This is a genomic window from Rathayibacter sp. AY1C5 (genome assembly GCF_002931705.1).
Lineage (GTDB): Bacteria > Actinomycetota > Actinomycetes > Actinomycetales > Microbacteriaceae > Rathayibacter.
Genome location: NZ_PSWD01000010.1, coordinates 35,211 through 60,788, shown reverse-complemented (window position 1 = coordinate 60,788; position 25,578 = coordinate 35,211). Strand labels below are relative to the sequence as shown.

Below are 25,578 nucleotides of genomic sequence, written 5' to 3'. Positions count from 1 at the left end.
CTCCCGGAAGGCCCACGATGACCACCGCACTCCTGATCGTCGACGTGCAGAACGACTTCACCGAGGGCGGCGCGCTCGCCGTCACAGGCGGCGCGGCCGTCGCCCAGGGCATCACCGCGCATCTGGCGGCGTACGCCGACCGGTACTCCGCGGTGCTGGCCTCCCGCGACTGGCACGAGGGCGACTCCGACAACGGCGGCCACTTCGCGGTGGAGCCGGACTTCGTCGACAGCTGGCCCGTCCACTGCGTCGCCGGCACGGACGGCGCGCGGTTCCATCCGGCCCTGGACACCGCTCGGATCGACGTGCAGATCCTCAAGGGACAGGGCCGTCCCTCCTACTCGGCCTTCGAGGGCACGACGGAGGCGGGCGAGGAGCTCGGCGCAGTACTCGCGGAGCGGGGCGTCACTGCGCTCGACGTCGTGGGACTCGCGACCGACCACTGCGTGCGCGCCTCGGCGCTCGACGCGCGACGGGCGGGGCTCGAGGTCCGCGTGCTCCAGGACCTGGTCGCAGGCGTCTCCGAGGAGGCGAGTGCCGCGGCGCTGCGCGAGCTGACGGAGGCGGGAGTCCGCGTCGAGCGGTCCGTCTGAGGGCTCGTCCCTCCACAGGGCTCACGGAGGCGCAGGTCCTCGCGGCTCCCGGCGACCCCGCCCCCGGAGCGATCGCCCGTCCTACACTGGGAGGACGAGAAGCTCCTCCCGGCGCGGTCTGCGCGCTCCGATCCGAAGAAGTGGTTCCCTCCTGTGACTGATTCCGTCGCGTCCCGCGCCGCCGAGACCGCTCTGCTCGCCCGCATCCCCACGCAGCTGCTGATCGGCGGTGAGTGGGTGGACGCCTCCGGCGGCGGCTCGATCGACGTCGAGGACCCGGCCACCGGAGCGGTCCTGGTCTCGATCGCCGACGCGACTCCGGAGGACGGGGTCCGGGCGCTCGACGCCGCCGTCGCCGCCGGTCCGTCGTGGGCCGCGACGGCGCCGCGGAAGCGGGGCGAGATCCTCCGGCGGGCGTTCGACCTCCTGCAGGAGCGCACCGAGGAGTTCGCGCTCCTGATGGCGCTCGAGATGGGCAAGCCGGTCGCGGAGGCGAGGGGCGAGGTCGTGTACGGCGGCGAGTTCCTCCGCTGGTTCAGCGAGGAGGCGGTGCGCATCAGCGGACGCTACGGAGTCTCGCCCGAGGGCAGCGGCCGGATGATCGTCTCGCAGCACCCGGTGGGCCCCTGCTACCTGATCACCCCCTGGAACTTCCCGCTCGCGATGGCGACGCGGAAGATCGCTCCGGCGCTGGCGGCGGGCTGCACCGTCGTCGTGAAGCCGGCCGAGCTCACTCCGCTCACCACGCTCGCCTTCGCGGCACTGCTCGCCGAGGCGGGGCTCCCCGACGGCGTGCTCAACGTGGTCACCACGTCCTCGGCGGGAGCCGTGTCGGCTCCGATCCTGTCGGATCCCCGCCTGCGGAAGGTGTCCTTCACCGGCTCCACGCCCGTCGGGCGCACGTTGCTGCAGCAGGCCTCCGAGAACGTGCTGCGGACCTCGATGGAGCTGGGCGGCAACGCGCCCTTCGTCGTGTTCGAGGACGCCGACCTCGACCGGGCGGTCGAGGGCGCGATGCTCGCGAAGTTCCGCAACATCGGCCAGGCCTGCACGGCCGCCAACCGCTTCTTCGTGCACGAGTCGATCGCCGAGGAGTTCGCCGCGGGGATCGTGGAGCGCGTGCGCGCTCTGCGCGTCGGCCGCGGCACCGAGGACGGAGTGACCATCGGCCCGCTGATCGACGAGCGCGCGGTCGAGAAGGCGTCCGCGCTGGTGGAGGACGCAATCTCCCGCGGCGCGCGCCTGCTCACCGGCGGCGATCGGATCGAGGGGGCCGGCCACTTCTACCGGCCGACCGTGCTCGCGGGGGTCGACCGGGAGAGCGAGATCCTGCGCACCGAGATCTTCGGCCCGGTCCTCGCGATCGTGCCGTTCACCGACGAGGACGACGCCGTCGCGCTCGCCAACGACACCGAGTACGGACTGGTGTCCTACGTCTTCACGCGCGATCTCGCCCGCGGTCAGCGGATGATCGAGCGGCTCGCCACCGGGATGATGGGCCTCAACGTCGGCGTGGTGTCGAACGCGGCGGCGCCCTTCGGCGGGGTGAAGCAGTCGGGCCTCGGTCGCGAGGGCGGACTCGAGGGGATCCACGAGTACCTCAGCACCAAGTACACGCTCACCCCCGACCCCTTCGCCTGATCCGGTGGAGCGGATCGAGGTCACCGCGCTCGACGACCCGAGGCTGCGCGACTACGCCCACGCCACGGACGTCGCGCTGAAGAACGCCCGCGGCCCGCACGGCCTGTACATCGCGGAGTCGGCGCTCGTGCTCGAGCGCGCGATCGCCGCCGGGCACCGGCCGCGCTCGGTGCTCGCCCTCGGCGGGTCGGCCGGTGAGGCCGAGCGCCTGGTCGGCCGCTTCGACGTCCCCGTCTTCACGGGCCCGGGTGAGCTCCTGGCCGAGCTCACCGGGTACACCCTGCACCGCGGCCTGATCGCGGCGCTGGACCGGCCCGTGCTGCCCGACCCGGCCGGCCTGCTCGCGGGAGCGCGCCGCGTCGTCGTGCTCGAGGACGTGGTCGACCCGACGAACGTCGGCGCGATCTTCCGCTCCGTCGGGGCCATCGGAGCCGATGCCGTGCTGGTGACGCCGCGCTGCTCCGATCCGTACTACCGCCGCGCCATCCGCGTGAGCATGGGAACGGTCCTCCAGGTGCCCTGGACACGCGTCGGCGACTGGCCGTCGACGCAGCGGCTCCTGCACGGAGCGGGCTTCACGATCGCGGCGATGGCTCTGACCCCGGAGGCGGTGCCCCTGCGGGACTTCGCCGCCCGCGCTCCGGAGCGCGTCGCCCTCGTGCTCGGCACCGAGGGGCAGGGTCTCACCGCCGACGCGCTCGCCGCCGCCGATGTCGCCGTCCAGATCCCGATGCGGCACGGGATCGACTCGCTCAACGTCGCTGCGGCGTCGGCGGTCGCGATGTGGGCGCTCGCCGAGCCCTCCTGACAGGCGCGCCTGTGCCCCGTTGGGGGTGCCACTGGGGCGTGAGAGCGCGCCCACCGCTCGCCGGAAGCATCGACTGCGCTACCGTGGCCGCACTCCTGCCCGCAGCCGTCACGAACGAGGTCGTCCATGCTCCTGCGCACGACGCTCCGCCCGCCCGTCGCGCTGCTCGTCGGAGTCGCGCTCGCACTGAGCCTCACCGCCTGCTCCGGTCCCGCCGCGGAGGTGCCGGACGGGTCCGTGCGCGACTCGGGCTCCGTCGCGACCGCCGCCCCGGCGCCCACCGGCACAGCCGATCCCGAGAGCGGCGCGCGCATGACCCGCCTGATCAGCGACTGCCTCGCCCGCTACGGCCTGAGCGACCGGCCGCCGCTCGCGAGCCCGCTCGCGGAGGAGGAGGTCCGCCTGGCGGCGCAGCGCGCCCGTGACGCCTACGACGCCACCCTGACCGACTGCTCGGCGCAGGCGCTCGCGTCCGGAGAGCCGAGCAGTGATCCGACGGGGGAGCTCGGCAGCGAGCCGACCGACGAGCCCGACGCCGACTCCACCCCCGCTCCGGCGGGCTGACCGTGCGACTCGAGGGGACGTCCGCGCTGATCGCGGGGGGAGCATCCGGACTGGGAGCCGCGACGGCGACGGCGCTCGACGCCGCAGGAGCGCACGTGGTCGTGCTCGACCTGCCGCACGCGGTGGAGGCCGCGCGTCTGCCCGCCTCCGCGCAGCTGATCGCCGGGGACGTCCTCGATCCGGACGCCGTCTCGCGCGCCGTGGCGGCGGCGGGGGAGCTGCGCGTCGCCGTGAGCTGTGCGGGCGTGGCCACACCCGGGCGGCTGCTCGGACGCGACGGGCCGCTGCCGCTCGAGCAGTTCGACCGGGTGCTGCGGATCAACACGACCGGGACGCTCAACGTGCTGCGCCTCGCCGCGGCGTCGATCGCCGAGCGGGAGCCGATCGATGGGGAGCGGGGAGTCCTGGTCACGACCGCCTCCGTCGCCGCCTTCGAGGGGCAGATCGGACAGGCGGCCTACGCCGCGTCGAAGGGAGCCGTGGCGGCGATGACCCTGCCGCTCGCGCTCGAGCTCGCGGCCCGGCTCGTGCGCGTGGTGTCGATCGCACCGGGCACGTTCGACACGCCCCTGCTCGCCGGGCTGCCGGACAAGGCCCGCGAGGCGCTCGGCTCGGCGACGCCGCATCCGGCCCGCCTCGGACGCCCCGAGGAGTTCGCGGCCCTGGTGCGGCACATCGTCGAGAACCCCATGATCAACGGCGAGACCATCCGGCTCGACGGGGCCCTGCGGCTGCCGCCGCGCTGAGGGACGAGCGGGCGCAGGCTGCTGGTCGAGACGTGCGGGCGTCTCGAGACGCCGCTGCGCGGCTGGTCGACCGGCATGAGGCGGCGGCGGTCGCGAGACGCCGCTGCGGCGCCCGTCAGACGAGCAGCTGGTGCTTGGCGAGGTCCCGGTAGAGCGGCGTCGACTCGACGAGCTCGGAGTGGGTGCCGACTCCCACGACCTCGCCCTTCTGCAGCACGACGATGCGGTCGGAGTCGACCACCGTCGACAGGCGGTGCGCGATCACCAGCAGGGTCCGGTTCTCGGCGACCGCGTCGATCGCCAGGCGCAGGCGCTGCTCGTTGAGGCCGTCGAGGCTCGACGTGGACTCGTCCAGCAGCAGGATCGGCGGGGCCGCCAGGAGCGCGCGGCCGATCGCGAGGCGCTGACGCTCGCCGCCCGAGAGCATCACTCCGCTCTCGCCCACCGGCGCGTGCAGGCCGAGCGGGTTGCGCTCGAGCACGTCGGTCAGGTTCACCGCCTCGAGCACCCGGAGGCAGTCGGCGTCGTCGGCGTCGGGGCGGCCGAGGACGAGGTTCTCGCGGATGGTGCCGGCCAGGACGGGGGCGTCCTGCTCGACGTAGCCGATCTGCGCGCGGAGCGCGTCGCGGTCGATGGCCGTGATGTCGACACCGCCGAGTCGGACGACGCCGGCCTCCGGGTCGTAGAACCGCTCGATGAGGGCGAGGATCGTGCTCTTGCCCGCTCCCGACGGCCCGACCAGGGCGGTGCGCTTGCCGCGCGGCACGGTGAAGGAGACGCCGCGCAGGACGGTGCGGTCGCGCTCGTCCGCCACGGCCGCCGCGTCGGGCACGGCGCCCTTCTCGTAGGAGAACACCACGTCCTCGAAGGAGATGGCCTCCTCCGCCACGCCGGCGCCGAGGCCGCCCGCGGAGGCGTCGCCGTCGCCCTCGATCGGCAGGTCGATGATCTCCTGGATGCGGCCGAGGGCGCCCAGCGCCGAGTTCACCGAGGTGATGGCGCCGATGAAGTTGCCGAGCGGCATCACCATCATGAAGAGGAAGAGGATGAACGAGACCAGCTGGGCGATGTCGATCGCGCCGGACGCGACGCGGTAGCCGCCGACGCCGAGGACGGCGAGGAAGGCGACCTGCATGGCGATCCCGGCCACCGGCACCACGAGGGCCGAGACGTGCGCGACGCGGATCCCGAGGCGGTACGCCTCCGTCGCGTGCTGGTTGACGACCGCGATCTCGCGATCGGTGGCTCCGGCGGCACGGATCGTCCGGACGGCGCTGATGGCGCGCTCGACGGCCGCGGCCAGATCGCCGACCTTCTCCTGGGCCTTGCGGCTGGCGGTGCGGATGCCGCGGCCGAGGGTCAGCGCGAGCCCGAGGGCCACCGCCACCACCGCCACGATGATCAGCAGCAGCACCCAGTCGATGACGGCCATCGCGATGATCGCGCCGACGAAGACGAGGGAGCCCGCGATCGAGTCGACGAGCCCCTGGGTCAGCACCGCGCGCAGGAGCGTGGAGTCGGAGCCGACGCGCGAGACGAGGTCGCCGGTGCGGCGCGCGTCGAACTCCCGGATGGGGAGGCGCAGCAGCCGCGCGACGAGGCGGCGGCGGCTCGAGAGCACGATCCCCTCGCCGGTGCGCTGGAGCAGGTAGTGCGCGAAGCCCGAGATCAGCCCGGAGGCCACGACCAGGCCGACGAGGGCCCACACCAGCGGGCCGAGATCGAGACCGGACTGGACCCGGGTGATGACCTGGCCGACGAGCAGGGGCTGGCCGAGGCTCGCCGCCGCTCCGAACAGGCTGAGGACCACGACGACCGAGAGGATGCCGCGGTGCTCGAGCAGGTAGGGCACGAGCTGCGAGAAGGAGGCGCGGGGTCCGTCGTCGCGGGAGGGTCGTCGTCCGCCGCGCCGGGAGGTGGTGGTGCTCATCGCCGTCCATTCTGCCCCGTCGTCGCTGCGAGCAGGCCGCCAGAGGGCGGGCCCGGTGCTCAGGGAGGGAGCGGAGACGCGGACGGCCCGCCGGGGGATCCCGTCGGGCCGTCCTCTGCAGGGAGTCCTACGAGACGTTGTCGTGGTACGACGCGTTCTTCGTCTCCTTGGAGAGCAGGAGCGCGATCAGCGTCAGCACGGCCGCGGCGCTGAGGTAGAGGCCGACCAGCACGGTGCTGCCGCCCGCCGCCCTCCACAGCGCGACCGCGATGATCGGCGCGAGGGCCGCTCCGAGGATCGATGCGAGGTTGTACGCCATCGCCGAGCCGGTGTAGCGGACGTTGGTCGGGAACAGCTCGGGGAGGACGGCGCCCATCGGGCCGAAGGTCAGGCCCATCAGCGTGAAGCCGAGGATCAGGACCGCCATGACGCCCGCGAAGCCGGCGCTGAACAGGGGCACGAAGAGCAGGCCGAACACGAGGATCGCCGCGGTCACCACGAGCAGCGTGCGGCGGCGGCCGAAGCGCTCCGCGAGCGGGCCGGAGACGAGCGTGAAGATCCCGAAGAACACCACGCCGACGATCAGCATGACGAGGAAGTCGTTGCGCGTGTAGCCGAGGCCCGGAATCGCGCCGTCGACGGGTGAGGTGCCGTAGGTCAGCGTGAAGGTGGTCATCAGGTAGAAGAGCACGTAGGTCGCCAGCATGATGAAGGTGCCCAGGATGAGCGGGCGCCAGCTGGTGACGAAGACGCGGGCGAGGGGCAGCTTGGCGACCTCGCCCTTCTCGACGACCTTCTGGAACGCGGGCGTCTCGACGAGCTTGAACCGCACGTAGAGCCCGATGATCACGAGCACGGCGCTCGCCAGGAACGGCACGCGCCAGCCCCAGGCCGCGAACGTCTCGTCGCTCATCGTGCTCGCGAGCACCAGGAACAGGACGTTGGCGACGATGAAGCCGATCGGTGCGCCCAGCTGCGGGAAGGTGCCGTAGATGGCGCGCTTGCCGGCCGGTGCGTTCTCGGTCGCGAGCAGCGCGGCTCCGGACCACTCGCCGCCGAGGCCGAGGCCCTGGCAGAAGCGCATCACGACGAGCAGGAACGGAGCGAGGAACTCCCAGCCGGGCGTGAGCGCGGTGGGCAGGCAGCCGATCAGGAAGGTCGCGACGCCCATGGTGAGCAGCGAGGCGACGAGGGTGCCCTTGCGGCCGACGCGGTCGCCAAAGTGGCCGAAGATGATCGACCCGATCGGGCGCGCGATGAACGCGACGCCGAAGACGGCGAAGGAGGCGAGGAGGGCCGTGGCCGGGTCCTCGTTGACGAAGAAGAGCGACGGGAAGACCAGGACGGCGGCGGTCGCGTAGGCGTAGAAGTCGTAGAACTCGATCGAGGTGCCGATGAGGCTGGCGAGGATGACGCGGCCGCGGGAGTTCTGCGGGGCGGCTGCTGGCGCGTCGGAGACGGCGGGAGAGGACATGAGGGAGGGGCTCCGTGTGGACGGCGACTCCCCCTGAGCTGGCGGGGCGGGGCGTCGATCGGGCGTCGCGGACCGCTGGGGCGAGGGGGAGGAGAGAGGGGTCGCTCGTGACGACCCGACCACTTTACTCCGTGTTCTCCCAGGTTCGTGTGCGGGCGGCCCCAGGACGGGGGCCGCCCGCAGTGGTTCAGCTGCGCAGCGAGCGGAGGAGCAGAGCGGTCGAGACCGCCGCCTCGGCCGCCTCGCGCCCCTTGTCCTCCTTCGAGCCGGGAAGGCCCGCGCGATCGATGCCCTGCTGCTCGGTGTCGAGGGTGAGCACGCCGAAGCCGACCGGCTTGCCCGTCAGGATCGAGACGGTGGTGAGCCCGGAGGTGGCGGCGTCCGAGACGTACTCGAAGTGCGGGGTGCCGCCGCGGATGATCACGCCGAGGGCGACGACCGCGTCGGCCCCCGCCTCCAGGGCCGCCTTCGAGGCGACGGGCAGCTCGAACGAGCCGGGCACGCGCACGAGCGACCAGGACGCTCCGGCCTCGTCGAGGGCTCGGCTCGCTCCGTCGATCAGGCCGTCGCTGATCTGCTCGTGCCAGGTGCCCGCGATGACGACGACGCGCAGTCCCGCGCCGTCGAGAGGGGAGGTGGTGGGGGCGCCGCTACCGGCCATTGCTACTCCTTCGTGGTGGCGCCGGCGATCCCGGCGTCGAGGGCGAGGCCGGAGATCCCGGCGTCGAGGGGGTCGTGGTCGAGGACGCTGTCGAGGGTGTGGCCCATGCGGTCGCGCTTGGTCTCGAGGTAGCCCTCGTTGAAGGCGCCGATTCCGACGACGAGCGGCACGCGCTCGGCGACGACGATGCCGCGGTCGGTGAGCTGGCGGACCTTCTCGGGGTTGTTGGTGAGCAGGCGCACCTCGGTGAGGCCGAGGTCCTCGAGGATCCCGACCGCCGCTCCGTAGTCCCGCGCGTCGGCGGGGAGCCCGAGGGCGAGGTTCGCGTCGAGGGTGTCGAGGCCGTCCTCCTGCAGGCGGTAGGCGCGCAGCTTGTTGATCAGGCCGATGCCCCGGCCCTCGTGACCGCGGAGGTAGACGACGACGCCGCCGTCCCGCTGGATCGTGTCGAGGGCGGCGTCGAGCTGGGGCCCGCACTCGCACTTCAGCGAGCCGAAGGCCTCGCCGGTCAGGCACTCGGAGTGCACGCGCACCAGGGCGGGCCGCCCCGCGGCGACCTCTCCCGCGAGGATCGCGACGTGATCCGCTCCGGTCTGCCGGTCGCGGTAGGCGCGGATCCGGAACGGGCCGTGGGTGGTCGGCACCGTGGTCTCGACCTCGAAGCTCACCCGCGCGCTCTCCGGGACCGCGACCGTGACGGGCACCTCCGCGTCGCAGTGGAACTCCTGCAGGTACGCGATGAGGGCCGCGACCGTGGTCACCGGCACGCCCTCGCGCTCGCCGAGAGCGATCAGCCCTGGCAGCCGCATCATCTCGCCGTCCTCGGCGACGATCTCGGAGATCGCGCCCACGGGGTACAGGCCGGCGAGCTTCATCAGGTCGACCGCCGCCTCCGTGTGCCCGTCGCGCTCGCGCACGCCGCCGTCGACGGCGCGCAGCGGCAGGATGTGGCCGGGGCGGTTCAGGCGGGAGGGGGTCGCCTCGGGGTCGGCCAGCACGCGGAGGGTGTGCGCGCGGTCGGAGGCGCTGATGCCGGTGGAGAGCCGGTCGGCCGCGTCGACGGACAGCGTGTAGGCGGTGCCGCGCGGGTCCTCGTTCTCGACCACCATCAGCGGCAGGGCGAGGCGGTCGGCGATCTCGTTGGTCATCGGCGCGCAGATGAACCCGGAGGAGTGGCGGACCATCCAGGCGATCGTCTCCTGGCTGGCGAGCTGGGCCGAGACGATGACGTCGCCCTCGTTCTCGCGGCCCTCGTCGTCCGCGACGATGATCGGGCGCCCGGCGCGCAGCGCCTCGACGGCCTCGGGGATGGTGGCGAGGCTCATGAGCGGGCCTCCGCGATCGAGCGCAGTGCGAGCATCCGCTCGACGTGGCGGGCCAGGACGTCGGTCTCGATGTTGACCTGATCGCCGATCGCGCGCGCGCCGAGCGTGGTGACGGCGAGCGTCTCGGGGATCAGCGAGACCTCGAACCACTGCTCCGGCTCGGCGGCGGGGCTGATCGCCGAGACGGTCAGCGAGACGCCGTCGACCGCGATCGAGCCCTTGTCGACGACGAGCGGAGCGATCTCCGCCGGCAGCGAGAACCGCAGCACCCGCCAGGCCTCGCCCGGTGCGATCGCGAGCAGCGTCGCCGTGCCGTCGATGTGGCCCTGGACGATGTGGCCGCCGAGCCGGTCGCCGACCAGCGCGGCGCGCTCGAGGTTCACGGGGTCGCCGACGCCCACGGTGTCGAGGGTCGACATCCGCAGGGTCTGCGCCATGACGTCGGCGGTGAAGCCCTGGTCGGTGTGCTCGACCACGGTGAGGCAGACGCCCGAGACCGCGATCGAGTCGCCGTGCCGCACGCCCTCGACGGCGAGGGGCCCGCGGATGCTGAGGCGGATCGCGTCGGCGCCCGCCTCGACAGCGGTCACGACGCCCTTCTCCTCGATGATTCCGGTGAACATCAGTGGGTCTCCATCTGCAGGGCGTGGGGGAGGCGGGCCGGGGTGCCGGCACCGCCCGCGGGGAGGACGTCGGGGCGCGCGGTCACGAAGAGGTCGTCGCCGAGGATCTCGACCGAGCGGAGGGAGAGGCGCCGGGCCCCGCCGATGCTCTCCACGCCGAGGTCGCCGAGCGCGAGGCGGGGGCCGCCGAGGAGCGCGGGCGCGAGGAACACGAGGTACTCGTCGACCAGTCCGGCGGCGACGAGCGCGGAGGCGAGGGTCGGTCCGGCCTCGACGTAGACGCTGCGGATCTCGGCGGAGTAGAGGTGCGCGAGGACCGCGGCGAGGTCGCGGGTGCGCTCGACCACGACGGCGCGGGGGTGCTCGTGCAGGCGGGCGCCCGGCGGCACGGGGCGCGTGCCGACGACGACGGGCACCGGCTGGTGGGCGAGGAGCTCGCCTCCGTCGCCGCGGGCGGTGAGCGCGGGATCGTCGGCGAGGACGGTCCCGGTGCCGACGAGGATCGCGTCGTGCGCGGCACGCTGCTCGTGCACGCGCTGCCGGGCCGCCGCTCCGGTGATCCAGCGGCTGCTGCCGTCCGCCGCCGCGGTGCGGCCGTCGAGGGTCGAGGCCCACTTGAGCGTGACGAAGGGGCGGTGCAGGCGGGTCGCGGTGAGCCACGGGTGGAGGAACTGCTCTCCCTCCTCGGCGAGCACGCCCTCGATCACCTCGACGCCGGCCTCGCGGAGGGTGCGACCGCCGCCGGCCGAGCGCTCGCCCGGGTCCGGCACGGCGTAGACGACGCGGGAGACGCCCGCCTCGATCAGGGCGCGGCTGCAGGGACCCGTGCGCCCGGTGTGGTCGCACGGCTCGAGCGAGACGACGGCCGTCGCACCCTCGGCGGCGCCCGCCGCGACGTGCGACAGGGCGTCGACCTCGGCGTGCGCGGTGCCGGCTCCGTGGTGCCAGCCCTCGCCGAGGACGGTGCCGTCGGGCGCGAGGATCACGCAGCCCACGCGCGGGTTGGGTCCGCGGGCGGGCCCGCGCTCGGCGAGCGCCAGCGCCCGGCGCATCGCGTGCTCGTAGTCGATCGTCATTCCCGGTTCTTCCGTTCGTCGCCGAACTCCGGGGTCTCGATCTACGGTGCGCGGGCACCGTCGCTCAGCATCGCGCGGTGATGCGCGACGCTCGTGCTGCCTCTCCTCCGGACTTTCACCGTCGGTCCTGGAGTTCCACCAGGTCAACCGCCGCCCCTCTCGAGGGGCTGCGGCTCGCGGACTGTGACCGCCGGTTCGGAATTCCCACCGACCCCGGAGCACGTGCTGTCCGGTCAGTCTACCCACCCGCCGCCCGGCGGGAGCCTCCGCGCGTCACACTCCCGGCGCACGGTCGGCTGGCGCGGGGCGGGCGGCGCTCGGACGCAGGGGCCGGGTCGCGCTCGTCGAGTCCCGCGCGGCAAAGGACGCTCGGTTCAGTTCCGGTGCTCGTCCACCCAGCGCGGGAAGGGGTCCGCGTACTCCGCCCAGGCGGCGGGGCCGGCCAGCAGCTCCTCGGGGGTGAGCAGGCAGCTCTGCAGGACGGCGGTCAGCCTCCCGGTGTCCAGGCCCGTCCCGAAGAAGGCGAGCTCCTGGCCGAGAGGCGCGTCCTCGTCCCAGCTGAGCAGGCTGGTCGGGTCCAGCGTCAGCACGTCGCCGGCGACCGACCACGAGCCGACCCGGTCGGCGCGCGTCGCCAGGCGCACCAGGCCGCGGGAGCGGAGGATGCGGCCCACCTTCTCCGCCACCAGCTCCCCGTGGACCGCCGTGCTCAGGCGGCCGGGGTGGAAGGGCAGCGGATCGCGGAACACGAACTCCTCGACGGTCGTGCCCGAGGCGCGGCGCCGCGAGGTCCCGTTGAGGGCGCACTGCCAGCCCATCGAGGAGGCGATCGCGTGCGCGCGCCGGGGGTGGAGCCTCCGTGGCGCCGCCGGGAGCTCACCGGCGGGGAGGAGATCGGCGGTGGGGGCGAGTGCTCGCAGGAGGTCGCGGACGAGTGCGGTCCGCTCGGGGTCGCTCTCGGAGAGGGGCTCGGCGAGGGCGACGAGGCTCGAGAACTCCAGGCGGGCGGCGAGGCGCTCCGCCGAGTCGAAGGAGGGGCCCGCGCCGCCGCAGAGCACGCGCAGGATCTCCTCCGTCGACGTCACGGCGACCACGTCGAGGATCGCGATGCGGGTGTCGGCGGGATGCCGCTGCGCGCAGAGGTGCTCGAGCACGAGTCCGATCTCGAGCGGGTCGGCCTGGCCATCGAGGGCGACGACCGTGTGACCGCGGTGGCCGTCGTCGGCGTCGGCCGCGAGGCGCCGGTGGAGCTCCTCGGCGAGAGCGGGACCGTCGGCGCCGGGCGGATCGACCTCGAAGGCGATCCGGGACTCGGGCCTGCCGGCGAGGAGCGCGGCGGTCCGCCCGGCGTCCTGGGGGTCGGTCGCGCTGACGAGGGTGACGGCGAGGACGGGGGGTGCGGGGTGGTGGGGCTCCATGGACCGCTACTCTATCGATAACAGTTCTCATTAACGAGAGGAGCATCCGTGAAGGTCCGCAACTCCCTCAGGTCGATGAAGGCGCAGCCCGGCTCGCAGGTGGTCCGCCGCCGGGGCCGCGTCTTCGTGATCAACAAGCTGAACCCGCGCTTCAAGGCCCGTCAGGGCTGAGCGCCGACGGGAGGGTGCGAGCCCTCCCGTCGCGCACGGCCTCAGTGCTCGTCGTAGTGGCCGGCGTGAGCGGCGTGCTTGTGGCCGTCGTGGACGAAGTCCACGTGGTCGTCGTGCTGCACGGTCTCGTGGCCGCAGGCGTCGCCGTGCTCGTGGTCGGCGGTCGAGTGCTCGGCCTCCGACTCGTGCTCGTCGTAGTGGTCGCCGTGCAGGGCGTGGTGGTGCGTGCCGTGGACGTAGTCGACGTGGTCCTCGTGCTGCACGGCCGGGTGGCCGCAGCCCTCGCCGTGCCCGTGCTCGGTGACGGGGTGCTCGGCGTGGAGATCGGTGGTGCTCATGGTGCTGCCTTTCCGGATGCGGGGGCCGCGGACGCGACGGGCTCCAGTCGACCAGATCCATAAACGCATTGCAATGGATGCGCCTAATCGAGAGCGATCATCGTTCCCGACAAGGACGGAGGTCACCCCTCCAGGGCGTGCCGGACAGCGTCGTCGACGATGTGCGTGACGTGGGTGTCGGCGACGGAGTAGTGCGCCTCGCGGCCCACGCGCTCGACCGCGACCAGCCCGGCGGTGCGGAGCATCCGCAGGTGCTGCGAGACCAGCGGCTGCGAGAGCCCGGTCACCTCGGCCAGTCGCCCGACCGTCGACGTCTCCTCGGCGAGGGCCCGGAGCAGGCGCAGCCGGGAGGAGGAGGACAGCACCTTGAAGAGCTCGGCGGCGGGTTCGAGGTCCTCGGTCATCTGCTCATGTAAGCAGAGGTGCATGCGCCGTGTCCGCGCGGCGCCCCGCGCGCCTCCGGCTACCCTCGGTGCGATGGACGAGGACAGGTACGGGCAGGACGTGCTCGCCGGCGACTGGCGCGCCCGCGGCAGGGTCGAGGTGGCGGTGGTCGAGGCCGAGCGCGATCTGGTGGTCGAGGAGGTCGCCTCCGGCTTCGTGGGTGCCGTGCTCGGCGTGGAGCTGCGGATGGTGCGGCTGGAGGACCGGTTCGGCAAGGTCCGCGTGTTCCCGCTGGGGCCCGGGTTCCTCCTCGAGGGGAAGCCCGTGTCGCTGAAGGCGCCCGGGCTGAAGCGCGACGCCGGCCTCGGTCGCGCGCGCTCCGCCTCCGGCTCCTTCCACGTCGCCGACGCGAAGGCGCGGGTCGCCCTGCCCAGCCGCATCTACGTCGAGGGACGGCACGACGCCGAGCTGGTCGAGAAGGTCTGGGGCCACGACCTGCGGGTCGAGGGCGTCGTCGTCGAGTACATCGAGGGCGTCGACAACCTCGACGAGCTGGTGCGCGAGTTCCGGCCCGGTCCGGGGCGCCGCATCGGCGTGCTCGTCGACCACCTGGTGCGCGGCTCGAAGGAGTCGCGGATCGCCGAGCAGGTCGCCGCCGGTCCGCACGGCGCCCACGTCCTCGTCGTCGGCCACCCCTACATCGACGTCTGGCAGGCCGTGAAGCCCGGCCGGATCGGCCTGGAGCGCTGGCCCGAGATCCCTCGCGGAACCGAGTGGAAGCACGGGATCTGCGAGGCGCTCGGCTGGCCGCACGAGGAGCAGGCCGACATCGCGCGCGCCTGGCAGCGCATCCTCGGCCGGGTGCGCACCTTCCAGGACCTGGAGCCGGCGCTGCTGGGCCGGGTCGAGCAGCTCATCGACTTCGTGACGGAGCCCGCATGACCCGGCACGCGGGCCTCGGCCTCGCCCTCGACGCCGTGCTCGTCCTGGTCTTCGTGCTGATCGGCCGCGGGAGCCACGACGAGGGGTCGGCGCTGATCGGCCTGCTCACCACGCTCTGGCCGTTCCTGGCGGCGCTCCTGCTCGGCTGGGTCGTCACGCGCTCGTGGCGCTCCCCGGACCGGATCGTGCCCGCCGGGCTCGTCGTCTGGGCGGTGACCGTCGCGGGCGGGATGCTCCTGCGGATCGCCTCCGGGCAGGGCGTGCAGTGGAGCTTCGTGATCGTGACGGCCGTCGTGCTGGCCGTGTTCCTCCTCGGCCGCCGCGCTCTGACGCGGCTGATCGCCCGCCGGCGCTAGGCGGACCGGCGGCTCAGCCCACCCGCACCCCGAAGTGCTCCGCGAACAGCGGCAGCAGCAGGCTGAGCTGCAGCTCGGAGAGGGTGGCGCCGCGGAGGCCGTCCAGCCCGGTGAGCACGTGCAGCTCGGCGCCGCGCAGATCGAGGTGCTCGATCCGGGCCCGGGAGAGATCGAGGGAGCGGACGTCGCAGTCGACCAGGCGCAGCCGCGTGCCGGTCGCACCCGCCAGGTCGAGCTCGTCGATCGTGCAGCGCTCGAGCAGCACGTCGCGCACCGCGGCTCCGCGGAGGTTCAGGTAGCCGAGCTTGCAGTCGGCCACGCGCACCTGCTCCCAGGTGCTCTCGTAGAGCTCGGCCGAGCCCAGCCGCGAGGCGAGCAGCTCGACGGATCGGAGCCGGCTCCGCGGCGCCGAGAGCCCGGGGACGTCCAGCCGCTCGAGCCGCGACTCCGCGATCGACGCGGCCCGCAGCTGGGCGCCGTCCAGGACCACTCCCTCCAGCACGCACTCGCTGAAGGAGGCCGCGGTGAGATCGGCGCCGGTGAGGTCGGTGCCGGCGAAGCGCAGTCCTTCGGCGTGCTCCCGGGCGCCCGTGTCCCCGGCGTACCCCTCGGCGAGGCCGTCGAGGAGGAGGGGGTCGAGCCGGGGAGGAGCGGTCGCGTCGCGCACGCGGCGAGCCTAGTGCTGGCACCATGGCGGCATGCCCCGCCTGCTCGCCGTGTGCCGCGTCGCCCGCCTCCTGCCCGACTCCGGCACGGTCGGCGTGACCGCGATCGACAAGCGGCCGGTCGAGGGTCCCGTCGGAGTGCGCGACTTGGGCCTCTACGGCGACGTGCAGGCCGATCGCGCGCACCACGGCGGCCTCGACAAGGCGCTCTACGCCTACTCCGACGAGGACGCGGTCTGGTGGGCGGAGCGCCTGGGGCGGCCGGTGGCCGCGGGGATGTTCGGCGAGAACCTGCGGATCGCGGGCCTCGACGTGAGCGGAGCCGTGATCGGCGAGCGCTGGCGGATCGGCGAGGCGGTCGAGGTCGAGGTGACGATGCCGCGGACGCCGTGCGCGACGTTCCAACGGGCCCTCGGAGAGCCCCAGTGGGTGAAGCGCTTCGCCGACGAGGGGCGCACCGGCGCGTACCTGCGGGTGCTGCACCGCGGATCGGTGGAGGCGGGCGACGCCGTCGAGGTGCTGAGCCGGCCCGGGCACGGCGTCCCGGTCGACCGCTGGTACCGCGAGCACAGCCCGGCGGACGCGCAGGCGCTCCTCGAAGCGGAGGAGGCGGGCGCGCTCCGGCCGGCTCCGGCGCTGCGGGCGTCGATCGAGCGGGCGCTCGCCTGACCCGGTCTACTCCCCGCGCGCCTCGCGCTTGAGGCGGCGCTTGACCGCTCGCTCCGTGAGCACCGTCAGGTAGTCCTGCACGGGCCGGTCCTGCAGGTCCGCGAGCTCCTCGCGCACGAGCGGCGCGACCTGCTCCTCGGAGTGGTCGGGGAACTTCTTGCGCACGTTCGCGGTCACGTCGCGCACCACCTGGTCGAGATCGAAGTCGGTCGTCATGCGGAGATCCTGGCCCCTCGAGGTGAACAGGAGGGGCGCGGAGCCCACGGCCCCGCGCCCCTCCTCCGTGCCGATGGTCAGCTCGCGGCGACGGCGATCTCGTTCGGCGTGACGTCGAGCTCGCCCGTGGCGACGACCTCTCCCGTGGTGAGGTCGACGGCGTGGATGCTGTCGGCGGCCGGGTCGGTCACGTAGGCGATGTCCCCGGCGACCGTGATCGCGGGGTGCGGGTCCTGCCACTTGACCGGGCTCTCCCAGGCGTCGACGACGGGGTAGGAGGCGGTCAGCTCGCCGGTCTCGGGGTCGAGGACGTGGATCGCGCCGTCCGAGGCGATCATGTACGCCAGGTCGTCGGGGCCGCGGGCGACGCCGCGGAAGGTGTACTCGACGCCCTCGGGCAGGTCGACGACGTCGAGGGTCTTCGCCTCGGTGTCGATCAGCGCCACGCGGTGCAGGAGGTAGCCCTCGGCGTCGCGGTCGTCCTTGTAGTCGCCGACGATGATCGGGCTGGTCTCGCTGACCCAGGCGTTGCCCATGCGGCCGTACGGCTGGTCCGGAGCCTCGAGCTTCGTGATCTCGCCGCCGTCGTAGACCAGGGCGCCGTTCTCGCAGCCGAAGACGACGACCTCGTTCTCGGCCGTGCCCTCTCCGTGGACTCCGGGGCACTGGTCGTTCGTGGCCGTCACGGCGCCGGAGGCGTCGCGCACCTCGATGCCGTTGCGCCCGTCGGCATCACCGACCGTGGTGAGGAAGGTGCCGTCCTCGAGGACGATCGAGACGCCGTGGTGCGCCTCGACTCCCGGGATGGTCTCGGTCTCGGGCATCCCGTCCGAGGACGCCAGGTCGGCGGTCTCGAGGACGGTCGTGTCGCTCGTGCCGTCGGCGTAGAGGACGGTCTTCCCGGCGTGCCGGACGACGTGGCCCGGGGTGTCCGCGGGGAAGACGATGTCCGTCAGCTCCGGCTCGCCGCCGGTGCCGGCGGCGGTGTCGAGGAGCTGGAACCCCTCGCTCATGGTGACCATGACGTGGCGGTCGTCGCCGGCGGGGTTGAGGCGGGTGAACTCCTCGGAGTCCATGTCCGCGACGGTCTCGAGGGTCTCGCCGTCGAGGACGAGGATGCCGCCCTCGTAGGCGACGGCGACGCGGGCGCCGGCGGCCGCCGCGGCCTCGGTGGCCGGTGCGGTGGACGCCGAGGACTCGGCGGCCGGGGTCGAGCTCGACGAGCAGGCCGCGAGGACCGTGATCGAGCAGGCGGCGATCAGGCCGAGGCCCGCCCGCCGGACGTGGGGATTCTGCATGGGTGCTTCTTCTTCCTGGTGGTGGATCGGAGGGCTCACGGGGAGAGCCCGGTGGCGATGCGCTGCGTGTTGACGCGCATCATGGCGAGGTAGTCGGGAGCGCCGCCCTCGGGCCCCGTCAGGGACTCCGTGAACAGCTCGACCACCTCCACGCGGATGTCGGCCTCGCTCGCCAGCGCCTGGACCAGGCGGTCGGGAGACGAGGACTCCGCGAAGATCGTGGGGACGCCGGTCTGCTCGACCGCGCCGACGAGATCGGCGAGGTCGGAGGCAGACGGCGCCGCGAGGGTCGTGCCTCCCGGGATGACGGCGCCGACGACGTCGAAGTCGAAGCGGTCGGCGAGGTACCCGAAGACGTGGTGGTTGGTGACGAGGGCGCGGCGCTCGGCGGGGATCGCGGCGAACGCCGCGGCCATCTCGGAGTCGAGCCGCTCGAGCTCGGCGCGGTAGCCGGCCGTCCGGTCCCGGACGGCGGCCGGATCGACGCCGTCGAGCGCGGCGAGCACGGGCCCGAGGGAGTCGACGACGTCGATCATCCGGCCGGGGTCCGTCCAGAAGTGCGAGTCCGGGCTCCCCTCCGCGTCGCCCTCGCTGTAGTCGAGGACGTCGACGGCGTCGCCGGCGACGAACGCGGGGACGTCCTCACCGGAGGCCTCGTCGAGGTGCTGCTGCAGGCCCTCCTCGAGTCCGAGGCCGTTCGAGACGACGAGGTCGGCGGAGCGCAGGCGCGCCGCCTCCTGCGCCGAGATCTCGAAGGAGTGCGGGTCGGCGTCGGGCTTCATCAGCGTGACGACCTGCGCCTCGTCGCCGACGAGCTCGCCCACGACGTCGCCGAGGATGTTGGTGGAGACGATGACGAGGGGCCTCTCGTCCTCCTCCGCGGACGTGCAGCCCGACAGGAGCAGGACCGCCGCGGCGGACGCGACGGCCCAGCGGCGCCTCATCGGCCCGTCTCCGCCGTGAAGGCCGGCTCGGTGGCGGTCTCGAAGGTGCGGGCGAGGCGCGCGCCGTCCGCGTAGTCGATCTCGTGCAGCTTCCGCTCGGCGGGCGCGCTGAGGTAGGCCCGCTGCTGGTCGGCGATCAGGACGGGCCGCGAGCCGTCCGCGGTCGTGTCCGCGACGAGGGGCGCGGTCTCGGCGAGGACCGCACCGTCGGAGCCGTCGAGAACCAGCACGCGGCCGTCGGCGGCGAGGGCGAGGACGGTCTCGTCCGCGTCGTCCACCGCGGTGACCTGCGCCAGCGGGGCGGGAGAGGGGAGGAGGCTCCAGGAGCGCTCCCGGGTGTCGAGGAGCCAGATGCCCGCGTCCCCGGCGAGGCCGGCGACCGTGGGGCGGCCCTCACGGTTGTCGAAGGAGGCGGCGGGTGGCGCGGTGGTGCCGGCGGGGTAGGGGATCCGCTCGACGACGAGCTCCTCGTCCTCGATCGACGCCAGGAGTGCGCCGTCGGAGCAGCCGATGACGGCGCCGACGCGGGTGGTGATCGTCCCGGCGGGGTCGGGGCAGGCCTCGCGGAGGCCCGTCGGCTCGCCGTCCGAGTCGTAGCCGGCGACGGCCGCTCCGGATCCGGACCCCTCGGTCACCAGTGCGGACGAGCCGACGGGCACGACCATCCCGGGTCCGGGCTCGACGTCCTTCCGGAACCGCTCGACGATCGCCCCCTTCGACAGCGCCTCGGTGTCGAGGAGGACCGCCTCGCCGGAGTCGGGGAAGAAGAGTCCGGTTCCGCCGGTGGTCGAGAGGTTCGTCGTGGCGACGACCGCCGTCCCGGAGCCCTCGACCGTGCCGATCAGGCGGGGGTCCGCGCGGTAGTAGTGGAAGTGGTCCACGTGGTCCCAGGTCCACACGCCGCTGTCGACGATCTCGACGCCCGCATCGGTCTGGGCGAAGAGGTAGCGGCCGTCGGTCGTCATCGCGCTCGGTGCGCCGATGGTGCCGAGGCCGGTGACCGTCTCGTCGAGGAGGTCGAGGTGCGACACGGCGCCCGACGGGTCGATCGTCGTCAGCCCCAGGCGCGGCTCGGCGAGCTCGGCGGCGTTCGCGACGGCGCCGTGGCCGGAGCCCGTGTCGTCCGCGGCCGGCGCGGAGGCATCGGTCGAGCAGGCGGCCAGGCCCAGCGCGAGAGCGCCCAGGAGGACGGTGGAGGCGGTGGTTCGGGAGTGCACGGAGTCCTTTCGAGGGTGAGCGGGGGAGGGGCGGTGCCGGCAGGGCCTCATGCGGCGACCGGCTGAGGGCCCGACCGGGACGCGAGGGCCGACGCGGCCGAGCGGACCGCCCAGGACACCGCGGCGACCGCGATGGCCGTGCCGGCGACCGAGGCGCCCGCGGCCGTGGCCGCGTGCCAGGAGACGAGCAGGCCGACGAGCACGGAGGCCGCGCCGAGGATCGACGCGAGCAGCATCCGGGTCGGGATGCGGGTGGTCCAGTGCCCGGCGGCCACCGCGGGAGCCAGAAGGAGCCCGACGACGAGGAGCGAGCCGACCGCCTGGTAGGAGGCGACGACGGCGAGGGTCACCAGGCCGACCAGCACGGCCTGAGCCGAGCGCGGACCGAGCCCGAGCACCGCGGCGATGCGCGGATCCAGCGCCAGGGCGACGAGCGGGCGGTGGAAGGCCGCTGCGACGAGGAGGCCGGCTCCGGCGGCGGCGGCGAGCAGCCCGATGTCGACGGGGGTGATCGCGAGGATGTCGCCGAAGAGGATCGAGGTCGCGTCCGTGGCGAAGCTGCCCGAGTGCGAGATCACGATGACCCCCAGCGCCAGCATGGCGACGAAGAGCAGGCCGATGCTGGTGTCGTAGGACAGTCGTCCGCGCCGCTGCAGGGCCGCGATGCCGAGGCTCATCAGCACCGCGCTGGCTGCGCCGCCCACGAGGACGGGCGCGCCGAGCACCGTCGCGAGGGCGACGCCGGGGAGCATCCCGTGGGCGAGCGCCTCGCCGAGGAAGGCCATCCCGCGGAGGACCACCCAGGTGCCGACGACGCCGCAGAGGACCGCGACGAGGACGCCGCCGAGGAGGGCGCGCTGGAGGAAGTCGAGAGCGAACGGCTCGAGGATTCCGGCGAGGAGGCTGGGCATGGTGCCCGACCGTACACGATAATGAGAACAGTTATCACTCCTGTACGCTCGTCGGGATGGACGTCTCACCCCTGCCCGAGCCCCCGGTCCGCCTCCGAGGCGCTCACGTCGACTTCGGCTCCCGCCGCGCTCTCGTGGGGGTCGATCTCGACGTCGCCGCGCGCTCGCTGACCGTGATCGCCGGGCCGAACGGCGCCGGCAAGTCGACGCTCCTGGAGGTGATCGCGGGAGTGCGTCCACTGACGTCCGGCACGCGGGACGTCACCGGAGCGATCGCCTTCGTGCCGCAGCGGGCGTCGATCCCGGACCGCCTCCCGGTCACGGTGCGCGACGTGGTCGCGGTGGGCACCTGGGGTCGGCTCGGCCGCCTCCGCCGCAGCGACGCGCGCGCGGCGGACGCGATCGCCACCGCGCTCGAGCGGATGGAGATCGCCGCGCTCGCCCGGGAGCCCTTCGCGGTGCTCTCCGGCGGTCAGCGGCAGCGGGCGCTCCTCGCCCAGGGGCTCGCCCGCGGGGCCGGCCTGCTGCTCCTGGACGAGCCCACCACCGGCCTCGACTCGGCGAGTGCGGAGCGGATCCGGTCGGTCCTGCGCGCGGAGGCGGACCGCGGCGCGACGGTGGTCTGCGTCTCGCACGACCCCGCCGTGCTGGCCGACGCCGACCGCGTCGTCGGACTCGTCGACGGGGCCCTCGCTCCGGCGGACCGATCCGTCACCCGCGGCCCGTGAGGCGGGGGCGCACGGGCCGTCCGTGACGGATCGCACCCGAGCGACGGGCCGCGGGCTGGGAGGATGGGGGGATGACCTCGACGCTGCTCGACCGCATGCCGACGCCCGACGCGGACGGGCGCGTCGACGACGACGCGGTCTACCTGGCCTTCACCGAGTGGGCGGAGTCGCGCGGCCTCCCGCTCTACCCGGCGCAGGACGAGTCCATGCTCGAGATCGCCTCCGGCTCCAACCTGATCCTCTCGACGCCCACCGGCACCGGCAAGTCGCTCGTCGCGATCGGCGCGCACGCCGCGGCGCTCGCCTCCGGGCGCCGCAGCTTCTACACGGCACCGATCAAGGCGCTCGTCTCCGAGAAGTTCTTCGCGCTGGTCGACGTCTTCGGCGCCTCCAACGTCGGGATGGTCACCGGCGACTCCTCGGTGAACGCCGACGCGCCGATCATCTGCTGCACGGCCGAGATCCTCGCGAACCTCGCGCTCCGGCACGGCGAGGACACCCCGGTCGACCAGGTCGTGATGGACGAGTTCCACTTCTACGCGGACCCGGCGCGCGGCTGGGCCTGGCAGGTGCCGCTGCTCACCCTCCCTCACGTGCAGTTCGTGCTGATGTCGGCCACCCTCGGCGACGTGACGGCGCTCGCCGCCGACCTCAGCCGCCGCACGGGCCGGGAGACCGCCCGGGTCACCGGCGTGGAGCGCCCGGTGCCGCTGCACTACTTCTACGAGATCGCTCCGATCCACGACTCCATCGAGGAGCTGCTCTCGACGAACCAGTCGCCGGTCTACGTCGTGCACTTCTCGCAGGCGGCCGCTCTCGAGCGCGCGCAGGCGCTCACCAGCGCGAACATCGCCACCCGCGAGCACCGCGACCGCATCGCCGAGGTGATCGGCGGCTTCCGCTTCACCACCGCGTTCGGCAAGACCCTCTCCCGGCTGCTCCGGCTGGGGATCGGCGTCCACCACGCGGGCATGCTGCCGAAGTACCGCCGCCTGGTCGAGCAGCTCGCCCAGCAGGGCATGCTGCGCGTGATCTGCGGCACGGACACCCTCGGCGTCGGCATCAACGTCCCCATCCGCACCGTGCTGCTCACCGCGCTGACCAAGTACGACGGCACCCGGACCCGCCAGCTCTCGGCCCGCGAGTTCCACCAGATCGCCGGCCGCGCCGGTCGCGCCGGGTACGACACCGCCGGGACCGTGGTCGTGCAGGCCCCCGAGCACGAGTCCGAGAACCGGAAGGCTCTCGACAAGATGGGCGACGACCCGAAGAAGCGGAGGAAGTGGGTCGCCAAGCGCGCGCCGCAGGGCTTCGTCAGCTGGGGGGAGCCGAGCTTCCGCAAGCTCGTCGACGCGGAGCCCGAGACGCTGACCTCGCACATGACGATCACCTCGGCGATGCTGCTGAACGTGATCGCCCGCGGCGGCGACGCCTACGCGAACGTGCACGCCCTGATCTTCGACAACCACGAGCCGTGGAAGCGGCAGCTGCAGCTCGCCCGCCGGGCGCTCGGCATCTACCGGACGCTGCGGGAGGCGGGAGTGGTCGAGCAGAGCGTCGGCGCCGACGGCGTGACCCGCATCCGCCTGACCGTCGACCTGCAGCCGAACTTCGCGCTCAACCAGCCGCTCTCGCCGTTCGCGCTGGCCGTGTTCGACGTTCTCGACCCGGAGTCGCCGAGCTTCGCGCTCGACGTGATCTCGGTGCTCGAGGCGACCCTCGACGACCCGCGCCCGATCCTGGGGGCCCAGCAGTTCCAGGCCCGCGGCGAGGCCGTCGCCGCGATGAAGGCCGAGGGGATCGAGTACGAGGAGCGGATGGAGCTGCTCGAGTCCGTCACGCACCCCAAGCCGCTCGAGGAGCTCCTCGAGGCGACCTTCGAGACCTACACCGCCGCGCAGCCGTGGGTGAAGGACTTCGAGCTCTCGCCGAAGTCGGTCGTGCGCGACATGTACGAGCGGGCGATGTCCTTCGGCGAGTACACCGCGTTCTACAAGCTCTCCCGCTCGGAGGGACTGGTGCTGCGCTACCTGTCCGACGCGTTCCGCGCGGCCCGGCAGACCATCCCCGACGAGCTGAAGAACGAGGAGCTGCACGACCTGATCGAGTGGCTGGGCGAGCTCGTGCGCCAGGTCGACTCCTCGCTGGTCGACGAGTGGGAGGAGCTGGTCAATCCGGCGCTCCACGCGGCCGACCAGGCGATCGTGCCGCCCGCTCCGCGCCGCCTCACCGCGAACCACCGCGCCTTCCGCGTGCTGGTGCGCAACGAGATGTTCCGCCGGGTGACCCTCGCCGCCCTCGACGACCACGAGGCGCTCGGCGAGCTCGACGCCGCCGCCGGCTTCGACGCCGACGCGTGGGGCGCCGCGCTGGACGACTACTACGACGAGCACGACAGCATCGGCATCGGGCCCGACGCCCGGGGGCCGAAGATGCTGCTCGTCACGGAGGAGCCGACGCAGTGGCTCGTGCGGCAGATCCTCGACGATCCGGCCGGCGACCACGACTGGGGGATCTCGGCGACCGTCGACCTCGCCGAGTCGGACGAGCAGGGTGCGGCCGTCGTCCGCGTCACCTCGGTCGGCCGCCTGGACTGATCAGCGGCCGCGCTTCTCCCGGCGCTGCATCTCGGCGGCGATGTCCGCCTCGGTGATCTCCTTGCGGGCGGGACCCCAGATCGACGCGGCCTGGCCGACGACGCCGATCCCGATCCCGATCATCGGCCAGATCGGCCAGAAGTAGCCGTCGGCCCCTGTGCCGACCCAGACGGCGGTCGTGATCGCCGAGACGCTCGCCCATCCGCCGACCGATCCCAGGAAGTCGCGGCGCCGCTTGACCTCGCGCACAGCGAGCGCGCGCTCGGCGTCCTCGACGCGGGCGGTCTCCACCTCCTCGCCGGAGGCGGCCGCCGGGACGACCTCCGCGGACCGGTCTCGCCGGGCGGACGGATCCGGAGTTCCCCACTCGTTCGTCATGCGGCAAGCCTACGCACGGGCCGTCGGCAGCGGTACGCGGGCTTCAGGCGGCGGTACGCGGGCTCAGGCGGCGGTCGCCTGCTCCGGCTGGCAGTGCGGGCACCACCAGGTGCGGCGCTGCTCGGGGTCGTCGAGGACCTCGTCGCGGACGAGCACCGTCGTGCCGCAGCGCAGGCACGGGCGCCCGGCGCGCCCCGCGACCCAGTGCCGCTCGCCGCGGCGGGTGTCACCGGTGGTGGTCTGGAACATCCCCGGGATCGTGACGGAGGCGCGGAGGCCTCTCGCCGCGGTCGCCACGAGGGCGCGGACGTCGAGGGAGCCGATCGGCCGCCAGGGCCAGACCCCGCGGAGGAAGCAGACCTCGTTGGCCCAGAGGTTGCCGAGACCCGCGAGGCAGCGCTGGTCGAGGAGTGCGGCGACGACGGGCCGGTCCGGGAGGCGGGAGAGGCGCCGGACGGCCTCGTCGGCGTCCCAGTCCGCGCGGAGCGGGTCGGGCCCGAGGTGCCCGACGGCGCGCGGCTCGTCGCGGGTGGCGAGGAGCTCGACGACCGGGAGGTCGATGCCCCACACGGTCGAGTCGTCGTCGAGGCGGAGGCGGACGCGGACGTCCTTCTGCACCGAGCGGGGGACCGCTCGGCCGGGAGCGGTCACGGTCCAGGAGCCCTGCATCCGCAGGTGGGTGTGCAGGGTCGTTCCGCCGGAGAAGCGGGTGAGGAGGTGCTTGCCGTGGGTGTCGTGCTCGAGGATCCTCAGCCCGGCGAGGGAGGTGCCGGCCGCGTCCCCGGAGCGCAGCTCGCCCTCGAGGACGGTGCGACCGTCCGCCGCCCGCCTGAGGCGGGCGGCGAGACGGTGCACACTGTCTCCCTCGGGCATCCCCGAACTCTAGGAGCCGGAGCTCGTCGAGG

At 73.4% G+C, this 25,578-nt stretch carries 28 protein-coding genes and 1 riboswitch; of the genes, 11 read left to right on the top strand and 17 right to left on the bottom strand.

Annotation, left to right across the window (positions count from 1 at the left end; translation table 11 throughout):
- Positions 1–17: 17 nt before the first annotated feature.
- The 5 genes from C5C57_RS09565 to C5C57_RS09545 all read left to right on the top strand — a co-directional run bounded on the left by C5C57_RS09565 (position 18) and on the right by C5C57_RS09545 (position 4,352).
- On the top strand, positions 18–593 hold the full coding sequence (locus C5C57_RS09565; protein ID WP_104297548.1) for an isochorismatase family protein: 576 nt from the start codon (positions 18–20) through the stop codon (positions 591–593).
- A gap of 153 nt (positions 594–746) precedes the next feature.
- Positions 747–2,234, top strand: coding sequence for an NAD-dependent succinate-semialdehyde dehydrogenase (locus tag C5C57_RS09560; RefSeq protein ID WP_104247332.1), 1,488 nt, complete (start codon positions 747–749; stop codon positions 2,232–2,234).
- 4 nt (positions 2,235–2,238) lie between these two features.
- On the top strand, positions 2,239–3,042 hold the full coding sequence (locus C5C57_RS09555; protein WP_104297547.1) for an RNA methyltransferase: 804 nt from the start codon (positions 2,239–2,241) through the stop codon (positions 3,040–3,042).
- A gap of 126 nt (positions 3,043–3,168) precedes the next feature.
- Entirely contained in the window at positions 3,169–3,606 is a 438-nt protein-coding gene (locus C5C57_RS09550) for a hypothetical protein (protein ID WP_104297546.1), read from the top strand.
- A 2-nt stretch (positions 3,607–3,608) separates the two neighbouring features.
- Positions 3,609–4,352 carry an SDR family oxidoreductase gene (locus C5C57_RS09545; RefSeq protein WP_104297545.1) on the top strand — a complete coding sequence of 248 codons (744 nt, stop codon included), beginning with the start codon at positions 3,609–3,611 and terminating at the stop codon, positions 4,350–4,352.
- A gap of 115 nt (positions 4,353–4,467) precedes the next feature.
- Here C5C57_RS09545 and C5C57_RS09540 read toward each other — a convergent pair whose 3' ends face one another.
- From C5C57_RS09540 to C5C57_RS09510, 7 genes are all read right to left on the bottom strand, one after another.
- On the bottom strand, positions 4,468–6,282 hold the full coding sequence (locus C5C57_RS09540; RefSeq protein ID WP_104297544.1) for an ABC transporter ATP-binding protein: 1,815 nt from the start codon (positions 6,280–6,282) through the stop codon (positions 4,468–4,470).
- A gap of 127 nt (positions 6,283–6,409) precedes the next feature.
- Positions 6,410–7,756: an MFS transporter gene (locus C5C57_RS09535; RefSeq protein WP_104297543.1), complete on the bottom strand. Its 1,347-nt coding sequence runs from the start codon at positions 7,754–7,756 to the stop codon at positions 6,410–6,412.
- 187 nt (positions 7,757–7,943) lie between these two features.
- Positions 7,944–8,417, bottom strand: coding sequence for a 6,7-dimethyl-8-ribityllumazine synthase (ribH, locus tag C5C57_RS09530; protein ID WP_104297542.1), 474 nt, complete (start codon positions 8,415–8,417; stop codon positions 7,944–7,946).
- Positions 8,418–8,419: 2 nt separating this feature from the next.
- On the bottom strand, positions 8,420–9,742 hold the full coding sequence (ribA, locus tag C5C57_RS09525; protein WP_104247336.1) for a GTP cyclohydrolase II: 1,323 nt from the start codon (positions 9,740–9,742) through the stop codon (positions 8,420–8,422).
- Positions 9,739–10,365, bottom strand: a complete 627-nt coding sequence (locus C5C57_RS09520; protein ID WP_104268884.1) for a riboflavin synthase — start codon at positions 10,363–10,365, stop codon at positions 9,739–9,741. The genes ribA and C5C57_RS09520 overlap by 4 nt, the downstream gene beginning before the upstream one ends.
- Complete coding sequence (gene ribD, locus C5C57_RS09515) at positions 10,365–11,441, bottom strand: bifunctional diaminohydroxyphosphoribosylaminopyrimidine deaminase/5-amino-6-(5-phosphoribosylamino)uracil reductase RibD (protein ID WP_258072387.1); 1,077 nt, start codon at positions 11,439–11,441, stop codon at positions 10,365–10,367. The genes C5C57_RS09520 and ribD overlap by 1 nt, the downstream gene beginning before the upstream one ends.
- Before the next feature lie 91 nt (positions 11,442–11,532).
- Positions 11,533–11,665, bottom strand: a riboswitch (FMN riboswitch).
- A gap of 150 nt (positions 11,666–11,815) precedes the next feature.
- Complete coding sequence (locus tag C5C57_RS09510; RefSeq protein WP_104247338.1) at positions 11,816–12,859, bottom strand: GTP-binding protein; 1,044 nt, start codon at positions 12,857–12,859, stop codon at positions 11,816–11,818.
- 48 nt (positions 12,860–12,907) lie between these two features.
- Here C5C57_RS09510 and ykgO point away from each other — a divergent pair, with 48 nt between their 5' ends.
- A complete protein-coding gene (gene ykgO / locus C5C57_RS09505; RefSeq protein ID WP_104226896.1) occupies positions 12,908–13,030 on the top strand; it encodes a type B 50S ribosomal protein L36 in 123 nt (40 codons plus the stop codon).
- 41 nt (positions 13,031–13,071) lie between these two features.
- On the opposite strand, the gene C5C57_RS18495 is transcribed toward ykgO, so the two are convergent.
- Positions 13,072–13,368 carry a hypothetical protein gene (locus C5C57_RS18495; protein ID WP_104247339.1) on the bottom strand — a complete coding sequence of 99 codons (297 nt, stop codon included), beginning with the start codon at positions 13,366–13,368 and terminating at the stop codon, positions 13,072–13,074.
- A gap of 122 nt (positions 13,369–13,490) precedes the next feature.
- Positions 13,491–13,772 carry a helix-turn-helix transcriptional regulator gene (locus C5C57_RS09495; protein ID WP_104222235.1) on the bottom strand — a complete coding sequence of 94 codons (282 nt, stop codon included), beginning with the start codon at positions 13,770–13,772 and terminating at the stop codon, positions 13,491–13,493.
- A gap of 73 nt (positions 13,773–13,845) precedes the next feature.
- Between C5C57_RS09495 and C5C57_RS09490 the strand changes: the two genes are divergently transcribed.
- Entirely contained in the window at positions 13,846–14,694 is an 849-nt protein-coding gene (locus C5C57_RS09490; protein ID WP_104226898.1) for a DUF3097 domain-containing protein, read from the top strand.
- On the top strand, positions 14,691–15,050 hold the full coding sequence (locus C5C57_RS09485; protein ID WP_104233715.1) for a DUF3054 domain-containing protein: 360 nt from the start codon (positions 14,691–14,693) through the stop codon (positions 15,048–15,050). Before C5C57_RS09490 ends, C5C57_RS09485 begins: the two co-directional genes overlap by 4 nt.
- 13 nt (positions 15,051–15,063) lie before the next feature.
- Here the strand turns inward: C5C57_RS09485 and C5C57_RS09480 are convergent, their stop codons facing one another.
- Positions 15,064–15,717, bottom strand: coding sequence for a pentapeptide repeat-containing protein (locus tag C5C57_RS09480; RefSeq protein WP_104233714.1), 654 nt, complete (start codon positions 15,715–15,717; stop codon positions 15,064–15,066).
- Positions 15,718–15,748: 31 nt separating this feature from the next.
- Between C5C57_RS09480 and C5C57_RS09475 the strand changes: the two genes are divergently transcribed.
- Positions 15,749–16,384 carry an MOSC domain-containing protein gene (locus C5C57_RS09475; RefSeq protein WP_104255826.1) on the top strand — a complete coding sequence of 212 codons (636 nt, stop codon included), beginning with the start codon at positions 15,749–15,751 and terminating at the stop codon, positions 16,382–16,384.
- A 6-nt stretch (positions 16,385–16,390) separates the two neighbouring features.
- On the opposite strand, the gene C5C57_RS09470 is transcribed toward C5C57_RS09475, so the two are convergent.
- The 5 genes from C5C57_RS09470 to aztB all read right to left on the bottom strand — a co-directional run bounded on the left by C5C57_RS09470 (position 16,391) and on the right by aztB (position 20,970).
- Positions 16,391–16,600, bottom strand: a complete 210-nt coding sequence (locus tag C5C57_RS09470; RefSeq protein WP_104262881.1) for a three-helix bundle dimerization domain-containing protein — start codon at positions 16,598–16,600, stop codon at positions 16,391–16,393.
- A gap of 77 nt (positions 16,601–16,677) precedes the next feature.
- Positions 16,678–17,898 carry a zinc metallochaperone AztD gene (aztD, locus tag C5C57_RS09465; RefSeq protein ID WP_104247341.1) on the bottom strand — a complete coding sequence of 407 codons (1,221 nt, stop codon included), beginning with the start codon at positions 17,896–17,898 and terminating at the stop codon, positions 16,678–16,680.
- A 35-nt stretch (positions 17,899–17,933) separates the two neighbouring features.
- The gene (gene aztC, locus C5C57_RS09460; protein ID WP_104247342.1) at positions 17,934–18,842 is read right to left on the bottom strand and encodes a zinc ABC transporter substrate-binding protein AztC; all 909 of its coding nucleotides are present in this window, start codon (positions 18,840–18,842) and stop codon (positions 17,934–17,936) included.
- Complete coding sequence (locus tag C5C57_RS09455; protein WP_104247343.1) at positions 18,839–20,059, bottom strand: ABC transporter; 1,221 nt, start codon at positions 20,057–20,059, stop codon at positions 18,839–18,841. The genes aztC and C5C57_RS09455 overlap by 4 nt, the downstream gene beginning before the upstream one ends.
- A 47-nt stretch (positions 20,060–20,106) precedes the next feature.
- A complete protein-coding gene (gene aztB / locus C5C57_RS09450; protein ID WP_104247344.1) occupies positions 20,107–20,970 on the bottom strand; it encodes a zinc ABC transporter permease AztB in 864 nt (287 codons plus the stop codon).
- 56 nt (positions 20,971–21,026) lie between these two features.
- Here aztB and aztA point away from each other — a divergent pair, with 56 nt between their 5' ends.
- Together aztA and C5C57_RS09440 are read left to right on the top strand one after the other, a co-directional pair.
- Positions 21,027–21,698, top strand: a complete 672-nt coding sequence (gene aztA / locus C5C57_RS09445; RefSeq protein WP_104297541.1) for a zinc ABC transporter ATP-binding protein AztA — start codon at positions 21,027–21,029, stop codon at positions 21,696–21,698.
- 71 nt (positions 21,699–21,769) lie between these two features.
- Positions 21,770–24,295: an RNA helicase gene (locus C5C57_RS09440; RefSeq protein ID WP_104247346.1), complete on the top strand. Its 2,526-nt coding sequence runs from the start codon at positions 21,770–21,772 to the stop codon at positions 24,293–24,295.
- Here C5C57_RS09440 and C5C57_RS09435 read toward each other — a convergent pair whose 3' ends face one another.
- Both C5C57_RS09435 and C5C57_RS09430 read right to left on the bottom strand, forming a co-directional pair.
- Positions 24,296–24,673 (bottom strand): 2TM domain-containing protein, encoded by a 378-nt coding sequence (locus C5C57_RS09435; protein WP_104222259.1) that lies wholly within the window; start codon positions 24,671–24,673, stop codon positions 24,296–24,298.
- A gap of 63 nt (positions 24,674–24,736) precedes the next feature.
- A complete protein-coding gene (locus C5C57_RS09430) occupies positions 24,737–25,546 on the bottom strand; it encodes a DNA-formamidopyrimidine glycosylase family protein (RefSeq protein WP_104247347.1) in 810 nt (269 codons plus the stop codon).
- Positions 25,547–25,578: the final 32 nt, after the last annotated feature.

Excerpts from the sequence above, each read along its gene's own strand:
- C5C57_RS09435 (WP_104222259.1), bottom strand. The coding sequence starts at position 24,673 with ATGACGAACGAGTGGGGAACTCCGGATCCGTCCGCCCGGCGAGACCGG.
- C5C57_RS09440 (WP_104247346.1), top strand. The coding sequence starts at position 21,770 with ATGACCTCGACGCTGCTCGACCGCATGCCGACGCCCGACGCGGACGGG.
- ribD (WP_258072387.1), bottom strand. The coding sequence starts at position 11,441 with ATGACGATCGACTACGAGCACGCGATGCGCCGGGCGCTGGCGCTCGCC.
- C5C57_RS09565 (WP_104297548.1), top strand. The coding sequence starts at position 18 with ATGACCACCGCACTCCTGATCGTCGACGTGCAGAACGACTTCACCGAG.
- C5C57_RS09535 (WP_104297543.1), bottom strand. The coding sequence starts at position 7,756 with ATGTCCTCTCCCGCCGTCTCCGACGCGCCAGCAGCCGCCCCGCAGAAC.
- aztA (WP_104297541.1), top strand. The coding sequence starts at position 21,027 with ATGGACGTCTCACCCCTGCCCGAGCCCCCGGTCCGCCTCCGAGGCGCT.
- C5C57_RS09540 (WP_104297544.1), bottom strand. The coding sequence starts at position 6,282 with ATGAGCACCACCACCTCCCGGCGCGGCGGACGACGACCCTCCCGCGAC.
- C5C57_RS18495 (WP_104247339.1), bottom strand. The coding sequence starts at position 13,368 with ATGAGCACCACCGATCTCCACGCCGAGCACCCCGTCACCGAGCACGGG.
- ribH (WP_104297542.1), bottom strand. The coding sequence starts at position 8,417 with ATGGCCGGTAGCGGCGCCCCCACCACCTCCCCTCTCGACGGCGCGGGA.
- C5C57_RS09470 (WP_104262881.1), bottom strand. The coding sequence starts at position 16,600 with ATGACGACCGACTTCGATCTCGACCAGGTGGTGCGCGACGTGACCGCG.
- C5C57_RS09485 (WP_104233715.1), top strand. The coding sequence starts at position 14,691 with ATGACCCGGCACGCGGGCCTCGGCCTCGCCCTCGACGCCGTGCTCGTC.
- aztB (WP_104247344.1), bottom strand. The coding sequence starts at position 20,970 with ATGCCCAGCCTCCTCGCCGGAATCCTCGAGCCGTTCGCTCTCGACTTC.
- C5C57_RS09495 (WP_104222235.1), bottom strand. The coding sequence starts at position 13,772 with ATGACCGAGGACCTCGAACCCGCCGCCGAGCTCTTCAAGGTGCTGTCC.
- C5C57_RS09520 (WP_104268884.1), bottom strand. The coding sequence starts at position 10,365 with ATGTTCACCGGAATCATCGAGGAGAAGGGCGTCGTGACCGCTGTCGAG.
- C5C57_RS09490 (WP_104226898.1), top strand. The coding sequence starts at position 13,846 with ATGGACGAGGACAGGTACGGGCAGGACGTGCTCGCCGGCGACTGGCGC.
- aztC (WP_104247342.1), bottom strand. The coding sequence starts at position 18,842 with ATGAGGCGCCGCTGGGCCGTCGCGTCCGCCGCGGCGGTCCTGCTCCTG.
- ribA (WP_104247336.1), bottom strand. The coding sequence starts at position 9,742 with ATGAGCCTCGCCACCATCCCCGAGGCCGTCGAGGCGCTGCGCGCCGGG.
- C5C57_RS09510 (WP_104247338.1), bottom strand. The coding sequence starts at position 12,859 with ATGGAGCCCCACCACCCCGCACCCCCCGTCCTCGCCGTCACCCTCGTC.
- C5C57_RS09475 (WP_104255826.1), top strand. The coding sequence starts at position 15,749 with ATGCCCCGCCTGCTCGCCGTGTGCCGCGTCGCCCGCCTCCTGCCCGAC.
- aztD (WP_104247341.1), bottom strand. The coding sequence starts at position 17,898 with ATGCAGAATCCCCACGTCCGGCGGGCGGGCCTCGGCCTGATCGCCGCC.
- C5C57_RS09550 (WP_104297546.1), top strand. The coding sequence starts at position 3,169 with ATGCTCCTGCGCACGACGCTCCGCCCGCCCGTCGCGCTGCTCGTCGGA.
- C5C57_RS09430 (WP_104247347.1), bottom strand. The coding sequence starts at position 25,546 with ATGCCCGAGGGAGACAGTGTGCACCGTCTCGCCGCCCGCCTCAGGCGG.